We start from the raw sequence: 13974 nt of genomic DNA on the forward strand, positions 1-13974 counted from the left end.
ACCCCCATGACCCTCACGGATCACGTCCGCAGCCGGTTCGGCCTGATCGGCGACATCGGCCTTGCGAACCGCGACGTGCTGTTCGCGGTCGGCATCCTGCTGGTGCTGGCGGTGCTGTTCCTGCCGGTGCCGTCCTGGTTCCTCGATCTCGGGCTGGCGCTGTCCTTCTCGGTCGCGGTGCTGGTGCTGATGGTGTCCTTGTGGATCCCGCGGCCGCTGGACTTCTCGTCCTTCCCCACCGTTCTGCTGGTGGTGACCATGCTGCGGCTGGCGCTGAACATCGCGTCCACCCGGCTGATCCTCAGCGAGGGGCACAACGGCCACGCCGCCGCCGGCCACGTCATCCAGGGCTTCAGCCAGTTCGTGATGGGCGGCAATTTCGTCATCGGCGTGGTGATCTTCTGCATCCTGGTGGTGATCAATTTCGTCGTCATCACCAAGGGCGCCACCCGCATCGCCGAAGTCGGCGCCCGCTTCACGCTCGACGCCATTCCCGGCAAGCAGATGGCGATCGACGCCGATCTCTCCGCCGGCATGATCGACGAGGCCGAGGCGCGCCGCCGCCGCAAGGAGCTGGAGGACGAGAGCACCTTCTACGGCGCCATGGACGGCGCCTCGAAATTCGTGCGCGGCGACGCGGTGGCCGGGCTGGTCATCACCGTCATCAATGTTCTCGGCGGCATGGCCATCGGCATCGCCCAGAAGGGGATGAGCTTCGACCATGCCGCCTCCATCTACACCACCCTGACGGTGGGCGACGGGCTGGCGACGCAGATCCCGGCGCTGGTGGTGTCGCTGGCCGCCGGCCTGCTGGTCACCAAGGGCGGCAATGTCGGCTCCGCCGAGAAGGCGGTGATCGACCAGCTCGGCGCCTATCCGAAGGCGCTCTTGGTGGCGTCGGGCCTGCTGGTGTCGCTGGCGATCACGCCCGGCCTGCCGATGGCGCCCTTCCTCGCCATCGGCGCCGCCTTCGCCCTGCTCGGTTGGTACGCGCCGCGCCGCAAGGCCCGCGCAGCCGCACTCGCCAAGCTGGAGGAAAGCCGCAAGGCGCCCCCCGCCGTCCCGGAGGAGGCGGTGGAGGACATGCTGAAGGTCGACGAGGTGAAGGTGGAGGTCGGCAACCACCTCGTCCCGCTGATCCTCAACAAGAACGGCCCGCTGACCACCAAGGTCAAGACCCTGCGCAAGCGCTTCGCCACCGAGTTCGGCTTCGTCCTGCCGTCGGTCCGCATCAAGGATTCCAGCTTCCTGGCGCCGAAGAGCTACGTCATCAGCATCATGGGGGTGGAGGCGGCGAAGGGCGAGGTGCGGCCGAAGCACCTGCTCGCCATCGATCCCACCGGCGGCGCGGTGCCCGACATCGCCGGCGACGCGACGCGCGAGCCGACCTTCGGCCTCCAGGCCAAATGGATCGACCCGGCCCGCCACGAGGAGGCGGTGGCGAAGGGCTACACCGTCGTCGATCCGGAAAGTGTCATCACCACCCACCTGACCGAGGTCATCAAGGACAACCTCTCCACCCTGCTGACCTTCGCCGCCTTGCAAAAGCTGATCGACGGGCTGGGCCGCGAGTACCAGAAGCTGATCAACGACATGGTGCCGAGCCAGATCTCGCTGGTCGTGCTCCAGCGCGTGCTGCAACAGCTGTTGTCGGAGCGGGTGTCGATCCGCAACCTGCCCGCCATCGTCGAGGCGGTGGCGGAGGCGGTCGGCTGGACCCGCCACATCACCCTGATTACCGAACATGTGCGGATGCGGCTGGGCCAGCAGATCCACCAGGGGCTGGCCGGACCCGACGGCTTCGTCTCGGTGATCGCGCTCAGCCCGCGCTGGGAGCAGGCTTTGCTCGACAACATCGTTGTGGAGGGCGACGACCGCCGCTTCGTCATGCCGCCCAGCCAGGTGCAGGAGTTCCTGACCGCGGTGCGGCTGAAGATCCAGAAGCACGCCACCTCGCAAATCTGGCCCGCCCTGCTGGTGGGGGCGGAGGCGCGGCCCTTCGTGCGGTCGCTGCTGGAGCGGGTCAGCCCGATGACCCCGGTGCTGAGCCATGCCGAGCTGCACCGCAAGGCGGCGCTCAAGACCGTCGATCAGGTCTGAGCCGCCGATGGACGCCCCCATGGACGGCCTCAGCCAGTTCCTGACCCTGGAGATCTACCGCGGCCTGCTGGTGCTGGCGCGGGTGGCGGCGGCCATCGGGCTGCTGCCGGGCTTCGGCGAGGCGGCGGTGCCGATGCGGGTGCGGGCGGCGCTGGCGGTCATCGTCACGCTGGTGCTGCTGCCGGGGGTGGAGGGCTTGCCCGACCGCATGCCGGACCAGCCGGTCGAGATGCTGCGCGCGCTGGCCGGCGAAACGCTGGTTGGCGCCTATCTCGGCCTTGGCACCCGGTTGTTCATGGCCGCCCTCCAGACCGCCGGCGCGGTGGCGGCCCAGGTGGTGGGGCTGAGCAACCCCTTCTCGATGGCGGCGGCGGGGTTCGAGGGCGGGTCGGTGCTGTCCGGCGTGCTGCTGATCGGAGGGCTGGCGCTGCTGTTCGCATCCGACGTGCATTACCTGATGATCGGCGCGCTGGCGCGGTCCTACGGCTCCTGGCCGGCGGGGCTGTTCCCCGACCTCGGCATGGTCGCCCAGCGCTTCGCCGAGCTGCTGGCGACCACCTTCCGTCTGGGGGTGGGGCTGGCGGCGCCCTTCATCCTCTATGGGCTGGTGGTCAATCTGGCGCTGGGGCTGGTCAACCGGGTGATGCCGGCGATGCCGGTCTATTTCGTCGCGACGCCCGGCGTCCTGATGATCGGCATGGGCCTGTTCATGGCGACCGCTGGGGCGATGCTGACCGCCTTCGTCGCCGCACTCGGCGGCTGGTTGTCGGGCTCGTAGCGCATGGCGGAGCAGGACGACGAGCAGAAGACCGAGGAACCGACGGAGAAACGCCTGCGCGAGGCGGCGGAGAAGGGCGACGTCCCCCGCGCCCGCGATGTCGGGCTGCTGTCGGCGATGGTCGCCGCCTGGATGATCGTGCTGATGGCGGTGCCGGGCGTGGCGTCGAGCCTGTCGGCCCTGCTGCTGCCGCTGATCGAGAACCCGGACGACATCCGCATCGACGGCAGCGCCGTCGACGTCATCCACAGCCTGCACTGGCTGATCGGCGGCACTGCCGTGGCCCTGCTGCCGGTGCTGGGCATCCTGCTGGCCGGCGTGGCGGTGTCGGCGCTGGGGCAGGGGCCCTTCGTGGTGGCGTCCGACCGCATCCGGCCGAAATGGTCGCACCTGTCGCCGGCCTCCGGCTGGAAACGGATCGCCGGCCGGCCGGCGCTGGTCGAATTCGCCAAGAGCCTGGTCAAGCTCGCCATCATCAGCGCCGCCGCCTGGCACGCGCTGGCGCCCTACATCGCATGGACGGAGGATACTGTGGGCATGGACGTCGCCGGATTGCCCACCCTGCTGCGGGACGTGACCTTGCGGCTGCTGCTGGCGGTCCTGCTGGCGACCGTCCTGATGGCGGCGGTGGACGTGCTGTGGAACCGCCTGGAGTGGCGTCGCCGCCTGCGCATGAGCCACCAGGAGATCAAGGACGAGTTCAAGCAGATCGAGGGCGACCCCAACGCCAAGGCCCGGCTGCGCGACATCCGCCGGTCGCGCTCGAAGAAGCGGATGATGGCGAACGTCCCGCGCGCCACGGTGGTGATCACCAACCCCACCCATTTCGCCGTGGCGCTGGAGTATGAGCGCGGCCGGACCGCCGCGCCGATCTGCCTCGCCAAGGGCGCCGACCTGATCGCGCTGCGCATCCGCGCCCTGGCCCAGGAGCACAACATCCCCATCGTCGAGAACCCGCCGCTGGCCCGCGCCCTCCACGCCTCGGCCGAGGTGGATGCGACGATCCCGCTCCAGCACTATCAGGCGGTGGCGGAGGTCATCACCTATGTGCTGAAGCTGAAGGGCGGTCTGGCGCGGCGGGGGTGAACGTCGCGCCAGCCGGACCATAGGCCGGCAAACAGCCGCCAATTGTTTCAAACAACAAATCTCTAACCTTCCAAGGCACCACGCTATCGGCTTGCTAACGCGCGAATATCTGGCGCTACCTCGCAATTGTCACAAATTCGATTGAGAGAGTTGTAGATGCGCATTCTGAAGATCGCTGCCGTCGCCGCCGTCGCCATGATGGCCGTTCCCGCCATTGCCCTCGCCGATGATTTCGAGGCGCTGTGCACGGCCACCGACAAGTCCGAGCCGACCGTCGCGTCGTGCAAGTGCGCGTCCGGCAAGCTGACGGGTGCCGACCGCAGCACCGCCATCGAGGCGATGAAGGCGATGAACGCCGCCATGGCGTCCGGCAAGGCCGAAGAAGCCGCCGCGGCCACGCAGAAGCACAGCAAGGGCATCGAGATCGTGATGACCGCGCAGGCCACCTGCATGTAATCCGGTTCACGCCGTCTGCCTGTCGCCTACCGGTTGTCCGGGCCGTCCATCGGGCGGCCCGTTCCGTTCCAGCGTCTTGCACATCGTCCGAAAATCCCCGCCGGCTTCGCCGTCCAGGGCGGCCCCCCTTGCCATTGCGCCGGCCGCATGCCAGGAACGGATCCGTCAGCCCGTGACGTGAAGGGGATCCCCGATGCCGCCGCTCTCCGCCAAGCCCGCCGCCAAGGCGGCAGCGCCCAAATCCGCCGCCGGCTCGCTGGCCGGCTTCTGTCCCTGGGCGGGGGAAGAGGGGGTGCGGGTCTATCTCCGTCCGGTCGGGCTGATGCCCATCGCCGCCTGGGCCAAGGGGGCGGCGGTGCCGCTGGCCGGCGGGCGCTTCGCCTTCTCCACCGCCGAACTGATCGTCCGCGATGGCCTGCACCATGGGGCTTCCCGCATCGACCGCGCCTTCGCGCCGCTGTCGGAGATCATGGCCTGGGGCTGGGAACGCTCGCGTGCGGTGGCCGAGGCGCTGGACCGCCAGCTCGGCGCCCTGACCCGCGCCCGCGCGCCCTTCGCCGGGCTGTCGCCCGACCGGCCGCAAATCATGGGCATCGTCAATGTCACGCCGGACAGCTTCTCCGACGGCGGCGACTTCCTCGACCCCGGCGCCGCCATCGCCCATGGCGAGGCGATGCTGGCGGCCGGCGCCGACATCCTCGACATCGGCGGCGAGTCCACCCGTCCCGGCGCCGTCCCGGTCCCGCCGGAGGAGGAGGAGCGGCGCGTCCTGCCGGTCATCCGCCATTTCGCCGAGAAGGGGGCGACCGTCTCGGTCGACACCCGCCACGCCCGCGTGATGGAGTCCGCCGCCGCGGCCGGCGCCCGCATCGTCAACGACATCGCCGGCCTGTCCGACCCGGACGCGCTGCCGGTGGTGGCCCGCACCGCGACGCCGGTGGTGGTGATGCACATGCAGGGCGACCCCGGCACCATGCAGGCCAACCCGACCTACCGCGACGCAGCACTCGACGTGTTCGACTGGCTGGAGGAGCGGGTCGCCCGCTGTGTGGCGGCCGGCGTGGCCCCGGAGCGCATCGCCGTCGATCCCGGCATCGGCTTCGGCAAGAAGACGGAGCACAATCTGGAGATCCTGCGCCACACCGCGCTCTATCATGCGCTGGGCTGCACGGTGCTGATTGGCCTGTCGCGCAAGGGCTTCATCGGCCGGCTGTCGCGCGAGGAGCCGCCGAAGGAGCGGCTGGCCGGCTCGCTCGCCGCCGGGCTGGAGACGCTGAACCAGGGCGCGCAGATTCTGCGCGTCCACGACGTGGCCGAAACGGCGCAGGCCCGCGCCGTCTGGGAAGGGCTGCATCGGCGCTGAGGACCGCCCCCGCCGGTCGGGGAAAAAGACGTTCCACCTGTAACCCTTTCGCGCAGCCGCCGATGGGGCCTTGACCCGGCCCGGCTGCCGCGCGAAGAAACATCCTTCGCTTGTACATCCGGGTCCGCGCCCCGACATGCGGGGCCTGGATACCGTTTCTGCACGAGGCTTTCATGACGCGACACCTGTTCGGCACCGACGGCATCCGTGGCACCGCCAACATCGACCCGATGACCGCCGAAACGGCCCTGCGCGTGGCGATGGCGACCGCGTTGCAGTTCCGCCGCGGCGACCACCGCCACCGGGTGGTGATCGGCAAGGACACCCGGCTGTCCGGCTATCTGCTGGAACCGGCGCTGACCGCCGGCTTCATCTCCATGGGGATGGACGTGGTGCTGGTCGGTCCGCTGCCGACCCCGGCGGTCGCCATGCTGACCCGCTCGCTCCGCGCCGACATGGGCGTCGTGATCTCCGCCTCGCACAACCCCTATCAGGACAACGGCATCAAGCTGTTCGGCCCCGACGGCTACAAGCTGTCGGACGAGGTGGAGGCCGCCATCGAGGCGCGCATGGCGCTGCCCTTCGCCCCCGACCTCGCCCGGCCCGCCGATCTCGGCCGCGCCAGCCGGATGGAGGACGCCACCGGCCGCTACATCGAATATGTGAAGAACACCTTCCCGCGCGGCCTGCGGCTGGACGGTCTGAAGATCGTCGTCGATTGCGCCAACGGTGCCGCCTACAAGGTGGCGCCCAAGGTGCTGTACGAGCTGGGGGCCGACGTGATCCCGGTCGGCGTCAGCCCCGACGGCACCAACATCAACAAGGGCTGCGGCGCAACATCCACCCAGACCCTGCAGGAGCAGGTGGTCGCCCATGGCGCCCATTTGGGCGTGGCGCTGGACGGTGATGCCGACCGCCTGATCATGGTGGACGAGGCCGGGCGCCCGATCGACGGCGACCAGCTGATGACCCTGATCGCCACCTCCTGGGCGCGCTCGCAGACGCTGCGCGGCGGCGGCGTCGTCGCCACCGTGATGTCCAACCTGGGCATGGAGCGCCATCTCGGCGGGCTCGGCCTGCATCTGGCCCGCACGCCGGTCGGCGACCGCTACGTCGTCGAGATGATGCGCGAGCGCGGCTACAATGTCGGCGGCGAGCAGTCGGGCCATGTCGTGCTGTCCGACTATTCGACCACCGGCGACGGGCTGATCGCCGCCTTGCAGGTGCTGGCGGTGCTGATCCAGGCCGACGGCCGCTCGGCGAGCGAGGTCTGCCGCGTGTTCGATCCCGTCCCGCAGAAGCTGACCAACGTCCGCTTCACCGCCGGGACCAAGCCGCTGGAGGACGCCGTCGTCCAGCAGGCGATCAAGGAGGGCGAGGCGCGGCTGGCGTCGAGCGGCCGCCTCTTGATCCGCAAGTCCGGCACCGAGCCGCTCATCCGCGTGATGGCGGAGGGCGACGATGCGGCGCTGGTCGAAAGCGTGGTCGCCGACATCGCCGGCACCATCCAGGCGAGCGCCGCCCGCAGCCTGGAGGCTGCGCAATGAGCGGCAGCACCGTCAACGGCCGCGTGCTGATCGTCGCCGGGTCCGACTCCGGCGGCGGTGCCGGCATCCAGGCCGACATCAAGGCGGTCAGCGCGCTCGGCGCCTACGCCATGACCGCCATCGCCGCCCTGACGGCGCAGAACACCACCGGCGTCTATGGCGTGGTGCCGGTCGATCCGGCTTTCGTCGCCTTGCAGATGAAGCTGGTGCTGGAGGATATCGGCGCCGACGCGGTGAAGATCGGCATGCTCGCCAACGCCCCCGTCATCGAGGCGGTGGCGGCGGAGTATGAGGCGCGCGCGGTCAATGTGCCGCTGGTGCTCGATCCGGTGATGATCGCCAAGAGCGGCCATCACCTGCTCGACCCCGACGCGGTACTGACTTTGCGTCGGCGCCTGCTGCCGCTGGCCGAGGTGGTGACGCCCAACCTGCCGGAGGCCGAGGCGCTGACCGACCTGCCGATCCGCGACCTCGACGACATGCGCCGCGCCGCCGAGCTGCTGCTCAGCTTCGGCCCGAAATCGGTGCTGCTGAAGGGCGGCCATCTGGAGGACGACACCCTCTACGACCTGCTGCTGACCGAGGAGGGCGAGACGGTCTTCCAGGGCAAGCGGGTGCACACCCCCCACACCCATGGCACCGGCTGCACCCTGTCCTCTGCCATCGCCGCCGGACTGGCCCAGGGCCTGAACACCCGCGACGCGGTTGCCCGCGCGCGGCGCTATGTCGAGACGGCGATCCTGACGGCACCCGGTCTGGGCCACGGCCACGGCCCGCTCAACCACCTGCACACGGTGCGGGAGTTCTCGTAGGGAACGGAGCGGGTGCCCGGATCACGGCACCCGCTTCTTCTCCAGCTTGCGCGCCAGGGTGCGGCGGTGCATGCCGAGCCGCCGCGCGGTCTCGGAGATGTTGAAGTTCGTCTCCACCAGCGTCTCGTGGATGCGCTCCCACTCCAGATTCTTGATCGAGGTGGTGCGGACGGTGGGCGCGATGGAGGTGTCGCCCTCGGTGCGGTCGAAGGCCGCCTCGATGTCGTCGGTGTTGGACGGCTTCGCCAGATAATGGCAGGCGCCCAGCTTGATCGCCTCCACCGCCGTGGCGATGCTGGCGAAGCCGGTCAGCACGACGATGCGGGTCTCCTCGTCCGCCTCGTGCAGCTCCTTCACGCATTCCAGCCCCGATCCGGTGGCGAGCTTCAGGTCGACCACGGCATAGTCGGGGTCCAGCGTCTGCAACAGCTCCCGCATCTCCTCCAGCCCGGCGCAGGCATGGACCTCATAGCCGCGGCGCTCGAAGGACCGGCGCAGCGCCTTGGCGAAGGACGCATCGTCCTCGACGATCAGCAGGGTGCGGAGGATCTCCTCCTCCAACTCAGTCGTCTCCATCGGAGCCTCCCGGCGACAGGGCGGACAGCGGCAGGGTCAGCGTCACGGTGGCGCCGCCGCCCGGCCGGTTCTTGGCCGACACCGTCCCGCCCAGCTTGCGCAGCACATTCATCACCAGGAACAGGCCGAGCCCGCTGCCCGGCCGCTTCTTGGTGGAGCGGTAGGGCTTGCCCAGCTCCTCCAGGATGGCGGGGTCGAAGCCTTGGCCGGCATCGTTGACCGCCACCACCAGATTGTCGCCCTGCCGCAGCGCCGCGACGCCGATCCAGCCCGGCGAGGCTTCCAGCGCATTGTCCAGCACGTTGAACAGCACCTGCTTCAGGGCGAGGTCGGCGATCATCCGTTCCTGCGGGCCGACCGTGTTGTCATAGTCGAAGCGCTTGGGCGACCGGCTGGACAGCCAGTCCTCGACCAGCCCGTCGAGGAAGCCCTTGACCGTCGTGCGCACCGTGCCCTCGCCGCGCGCCTCGCCCGACGACATTAGGATGCCGGACACGATGGTCTTGCAGCGGTCGATCTGGTTCTGCATCTCCGCCATCTCGTCGGCCAGATCGGGGTCGGAGGCCAGCGCCGGCATGCGGCGCCAGTCGTTGAGGATCACCGACAGGGTGGCGAGCGGCGTCCCCAGCTCATGCGCCGCACCCGACGCCAGCAACCCCATGCGGACGATGTGCGCCTCTTCCATCGAGCGCTGGCGCAGCTCGGCCAGAAAGGCGTCGCGGGCGCGCAGGTTGCGGTTGATCTGGGTGAGGAAGGGGACCAGCAGGCTCGCCGCCAGCACGAAGCAGATGAACATGCCCTGGATGTGCAGGCTGAACAGCTCGCCCTCATAGGCGGGCGGCAGCGGCAGCGGCTGGTGGGTGCCGATCAGCCAGGTGAAGCCGGCGGTCGCCACCAGCACCAACGCCCAGGCCGACCACGCCTCCAGCAGCACCGCCCCCAAAGCCACCTGGAGAAGATACAGCGAGATGAAGGGGTTGGACGCGCCGCCGCTGAGATAGAGCTGCAAGGTCAGCGCCCAGACGTCGATCAGCAGCTCCAGGAACAGCTGGGTGTTGGAGACGTTGGAACTGCGGCGGATCTGGATCAGGCTGGCGATGTTCAGCGCGATCAGGACGAAGATCACCGCCGCCATCGGCAGCAGCGGCAGGCGGATGCCCATCTGCGCATGGACGATCAGGATCGTCACGATCTGCCCGACGACGGCAAGCCAACGCAGCTGGACGAGCAGGAACAGGTTTTTGCGGTCGGTGGTGTCGCGCACGAAAGACGTCCTGTTCCTCACCCGGTTCATCAGCCCACCGACTTATATAGAGAGTTACCGGCGGGCGGGGAGTTTTAGGTGGAGTTTTAGGACGCCTGTTTTCCGCTGCCTGTTTTCCGCTGAGTGTCTTCCTTCAGGCCCGCCGGCGCCGCATCTCGCTGCGGAGCACGAACAGGACGGCGCCGATCAGCATCAGGTCCAGCGCGAACCAGGTCAGCGCGTAGCCGAGATGGCTGTTGGGGAAGCTGACCACCGTCAACCCGCCGACCGGCCAGCCGCCGGGATTGCGGGTGTTGTCGGCGTCGATGAAGTAGGGCGCGGCCTGCTCCAGCCCCGTCGCGGCGGCGATGGCGGCCACGTCGCGGGAATACCAGCGGCCGGCGGCCGGGTCGTTGCTGCGCAGGAAGCCGCCCTTCGGCTCGGTCAGGCGCAGCAGGCCGGCGACGGTGACTTCGCCTTGCGGTTGCCCGTCGGCGCGGGTCGCGGGATCGCGCTTGTCCGGCGGCACGAAGCCGCGGTTGACCAGAACGGTGAAGCCGCGGTCGGTGACCAGCGGCGTCATCACCCAGAAACCGCCGCCGAGGTCGCTGACCGCCTGCACCAGCGTCTCGCGGTCGTTCAGGAACCGCCCGGTGACGGCGACCCGGCGGTATTCGTCCGAGGCGGCGGTGACAGACGCCCACGCCTCCGGCCCCGGAGCCGGGACGGGGGAGGCATGGATGCGGGCGTCCACCCGCTCGATCAGGTCGAGCTTCCACACCCGGCGTTCGAGCTGCCAGATGCCGAGCGCGGTCAGGCCGGCGATGCCGGCGAGCGCCAGAAGGCCGAAGAGGGCCAGCGCCCAAGCCGGGCGGGCCCTCTTCACCGAAGAACCGCCCGCAGGGGGCGCGGACGGCAGTCCGGTCACGGCATCTTGCTCATGTCGTGGCCGGGCATCATGTTGGTGTTCAGGTGGTACATCACCCAAAGCGAACCGGCGAACATGATGACCACGACGATGATCGTGAAGATCATCGCCAGCATCGACCAGCCGCCTTCGACGCGGCCGTTCATGTGCAGGAAATAAACCATGTGGACGATGATCTGGACGACGGCCAGAGCCAGGATCACGACCGTGGTGGTCGTGTTGTCCAGCGTGCCGTTCATCACCAGCCAGAACGGGATGACCGTCAGGATCACCGACAGGACGAAGCCGATCATATAGCTGCCGAAGGTGCCGTGGGCGCCCGCCGGGTGGCCGTGATCGTCATGGCCATGGCCGCCGTGTGCCCCATGGCTGCCGTGTCCGTGATCGGCGTGGTGGTCGCTGTGCGCGTGGGTGCTCATCGCAGCGCTCCCATCAGATAGACGAAGGTGAACACACCGATCCAGATGACGTCCAGGAAGTGCCAGAACATGCTGAGGCACATCAGGCGCCGGCGGTTGGCCGGGATCAGGCCGCGGCGGGCGACCTGGACCATCAGCGTCACCAGCCACACGCTGCCGAAGGTGACGTGCAGGCCGTGGGTGCCGACCAGCGTGAAGAAGGACGACAGGAAGGCGCTGCGCCACGGGCCGGCGCCCTCATGGATCATGTGCGCGAACTCGTACAGCTCGATGCCCAGGAAGGCGAGGCCGAACAGCAGCGTGATCGCCAGCCAGCCCTGGGTCTGGGCGGTGCGGCCCTTCTCCATCGCCAGCATGGCGAAGCCGTAGGTGATGGACGAGAACAGAAGCATGGATGTGTTCAGCGCCACCAGCTTCAGGTCGAACAGCTCCTTCGGTGTCGGGCCGGCGGCGTAGCTGGTGCCCAGCACGCCGTAGGTCGCGAACAGCACCGCGAAGATGAGACAGTCGCTCATCAGGTAGATCCAGAAGCCGAGCGCGGTGCTGGCTCCCTCGTGGGCATGGTCGTCCGTCACATAAAAGACGGGCGGGGTGGCGCCGCGCGGGGTGTCGTGCCCCGCGTGGCCGCCATGCATGGCATCAACGGTCGTCGTCATGCTTTACACCTGTCCGGAGAGCAGACGGGTCCGCTCGCTCTCGGTCGCCACCACCTCATCCACGGGGATGTGGAAGTCGCGGTTGTAGTTGAAGGTATGGTTGATGGCGACCGCCAGCAGGCCGATGAAGCTCAGCGCCGCCAGCCACCAGATGTGCCAGATCAGGGCGAAGCCGAGAGCCGTGCTGAGGCCGGCCAGGATGATGCCGGTGCCGGTGTTGCTCGGCATGTGGATCGGGCGGAAGCCCTCCAGCGGACGGGCATAGCCGCGCTTCTTCATGTCCCACCAGGCATCGTTGTCATGGATGACCGGCGTGAAGGCGAAGTTGTAGTCCGGCGGCGGCGAGGAGGTCGCCCATTCCAGGGTGCGGCCTTCCCACGGGTCGCCGGTGACGTCGACCAGCTGCTTGCGCTTCAGGATGCTGACGGCGATCTGGATCAGGAAGGAGCCGATGCCGAGCGCGATCAGGACGGCGCCGAAGGCGGCGATCTGGAACCAGATCTGCAGCGACGGATCCTCGAACACGCGCAGGCGGCGGGTGACGCCCATCAGGCCCAGGACGTAGAGCGGCATGAAGGCGAAGTAGAAGCCGATGACCCAGAACCAGAAGGACATCTTGCCCCAGAACGGGTCGAGGCGGAAACCGAAGGCCTTCGGCCACCAGTAGTAGATGCCGGCGAACAGGCCGAACAGCACGCCGCCGATGATGACGTTGTGGAAGTGGGCGATCAGGAACAGGCTGTTGTGCAGGACGAAGTCGGCCGGCGGGACCGCCAGCAGAACGCCGGTCATGCCGCCGAGCACGAAGGTCAGCATGAAGGCGATGGTCCACATCATCGGCAGCTCGAACCGGATCCGGCCGCGGTACATGGTGAACAGCCAGTTGAAGATCTTCGCACCCGTCGGGATCGAGATGATCATCGTCGTGATGCCGAAGAAGGAGTTCACGCTGGCGCCCGAACCCATGGTGAAGAAGTGGTGCAGCCACACCAGGTAGGACAGGATGGTGATGACGACGGTCGCGTAGACCATCGAGGTGTAGCCGAACAGCTTCTTGCCGGTGAAGGTGGAGGTCACTTCCGAGAAGATGCCGAAGCACGGCAGGATCAGGATGTAGACTTCCGGATGGCCCCAGATCCAGATCAGGTTCACGTACATCATGGGGTTGCCGCCCATGTCGTTCGTGAAGAAGTGCGTGCCGGCATAGCGGTCCAGCGACAGCAGGACCAGGACGGCGGTCAGGATCGGGAAGGAGGCGACGATCAGGACGTTGGTGCAGAGCGAGGTCCAGGTGAAGACCGGCATCTTCATCATGGTCATGCCGGGCGCGCGCATCTTCACGATCGTGCAGATCAGGTTGATGCCCGACAGCGTCGTTCCGACGCCCGCCACCTGCAAGGCCCAGATGTAATAGTCGACGCCGACGTCCGGGCTGGCCTCCAGCCCCGACAAAGGCGGATAGGCCAGCCAGCCGGTGCGCGCGAACTCGCCGATGAACAGCGAGGCCATGATCAGCACGGCGCCGCCGACGGTCATCCAGAAGCTGAAATTGTTCAGGAACGGGAAGGACACGTCACGCGCGCCGATCTGCAGCGGCACGACATAGTTCATCAGCCCCGTCACGAAGGGCATCGCGACGAAGAAGATCATGATCACACCGTGGGCGGTGAAGACCTGATCGAAGTGGTGCGAGTTGAGGTAGCCCTCGCTGCCGTTGAAGGCGATGGCCTGCTGGGCGCGCATCATGATGGCGTCGGCGAAGCCGCGCAGCAGCATGATCAGGCCCAGGATCATGTACATGATGCCGATGCGCTTGTGGTCGACGGTGGTGAACCACTCTTTCCACAGATAGCCCCACAGCTTGAAATAGCTGAGGGCGGCGACCAGCGCGATGCCGCCGAGCAGCACCGCGAAGAAGGTCGCGACGACGATGGGCTCGTGATAGGGGAAGGACTCCAGGCTGAGGCGCCCGAAGAGGAAGGTCGTCAGTGTCTCAAGCATGCCGGTGTG

General features: G+C 68.1%; 13 protein-coding genes. 7 read left to right on the plus strand and 6 right to left on the minus strand.

Annotated elements, in window-relative coordinates:
• The first annotated feature begins 6 nt into the window (after window positions 1-6).
• From flhA to thiD, 7 genes are all read left to right on the plus strand, one after another.
• Window positions 7-2100, plus strand: coding sequence for a flagellar biosynthesis protein FlhA (flhA, locus tag ACWPN8_RS00450; RefSeq protein WP_109449054.1), 2094 nt, complete (start codon window positions 7-9; stop codon window positions 2098-2100).
• A gap of 7 nt (window positions 2101-2107) precedes the next feature.
• Window positions 2108-2878: a flagellar biosynthetic protein FliR gene (locus tag ACWPN8_RS00455; protein WP_492239530.1), complete on the plus strand. Its 771-nt coding sequence runs from the start codon at window positions 2108-2110 to the stop codon at window positions 2876-2878.
• A gap of 3 nt (window positions 2879-2881) precedes the next feature.
• Window positions 2882-3964, plus strand: a complete 1083-nt coding sequence (flhB, locus tag ACWPN8_RS00460; RefSeq protein WP_492239531.1) for a flagellar biosynthesis protein FlhB — start codon at window positions 2882-2884, stop codon at window positions 3962-3964.
• A gap of 156 nt (window positions 3965-4120) precedes the next feature.
• Window positions 4121-4420, plus strand: a complete 300-nt coding sequence (locus tag ACWPN8_RS00465; RefSeq protein ID WP_492239532.1) for a hypothetical protein — start codon at window positions 4121-4123, stop codon at window positions 4418-4420.
• A gap of 193 nt (window positions 4421-4613) precedes the next feature.
• On the plus strand, window positions 4614-5783 hold the full coding sequence (gene folP / locus ACWPN8_RS00470) for a dihydropteroate synthase (protein WP_492239533.1): 1170 nt from the start codon (window positions 4614-4616) through the stop codon (window positions 5781-5783).
• A gap of 173 nt (window positions 5784-5956) precedes the next feature.
• On the plus strand, window positions 5957-7330 hold the full coding sequence (gene glmM / locus ACWPN8_RS00475; protein ID WP_492239534.1) for a phosphoglucosamine mutase: 1374 nt from the start codon (window positions 5957-5959) through the stop codon (window positions 7328-7330).
• Window positions 7327-8142, plus strand: a complete 816-nt coding sequence (thiD, locus tag ACWPN8_RS00480; protein WP_492239535.1) for a bifunctional hydroxymethylpyrimidine kinase/phosphomethylpyrimidine kinase — start codon at window positions 7327-7329, stop codon at window positions 8140-8142. The genes glmM and thiD overlap by 4 nt, the downstream gene beginning before the upstream one ends.
• Window positions 8143-8163: 21 nt before the next feature.
• On the opposite strand, the gene ACWPN8_RS00485 is transcribed toward thiD, so the two are convergent.
• From ACWPN8_RS00485 to cyoB, 6 genes are all read right to left on the minus strand, one after another.
• Entirely contained in the window at window positions 8164-8718 is a 555-nt protein-coding gene (locus tag ACWPN8_RS00485; protein WP_109449040.1) for a response regulator transcription factor, read from the minus strand.
• Window positions 8705-9982, minus strand: a complete 1278-nt coding sequence (locus tag ACWPN8_RS00490; protein ID WP_247873128.1) for an ATP-binding protein — start codon at window positions 9980-9982, stop codon at window positions 8705-8707. Before ACWPN8_RS00490 ends, ACWPN8_RS00485 begins: the two co-directional genes overlap by 14 nt.
• 133 nt (window positions 9983-10115) lie before the next feature.
• Entirely contained in the window at window positions 10116-10847 is a 732-nt protein-coding gene (locus tag ACWPN8_RS00495) for an SURF1 family protein (RefSeq protein WP_247873127.1), read from the minus strand.
• A 38-nt stretch (window positions 10848-10885) separates the two neighbouring features.
• On the minus strand, window positions 10886-11308 hold the full coding sequence (gene cyoD, locus ACWPN8_RS00500) for a cytochrome o ubiquinol oxidase subunit IV (protein WP_109049436.1): 423 nt from the start codon (window positions 11306-11308) through the stop codon (window positions 10886-10888).
• Window positions 11305-11964, minus strand: coding sequence for a cytochrome o ubiquinol oxidase subunit III (cyoC, locus tag ACWPN8_RS00505; protein ID WP_492239536.1), 660 nt, complete (start codon window positions 11962-11964; stop codon window positions 11305-11307). Before cyoC ends, cyoD begins: the two co-directional genes overlap by 4 nt.
• 3 nt (window positions 11965-11967) lie before the next feature.
• Window positions 11968-13965 carry a cytochrome o ubiquinol oxidase subunit I gene (gene cyoB, locus ACWPN8_RS00510; RefSeq protein ID WP_492239537.1) on the minus strand — a complete coding sequence of 666 codons (1998 nt, stop codon included), beginning with the start codon at window positions 13963-13965 and terminating at the stop codon, window positions 11968-11970.
• Between the last annotated feature and the right edge of the window lie 9 nt (window positions 13966-13974).

The sequence above is a fragment of the Azospirillum sp. UENF 112521 genome (assembly GCF_058780665.1).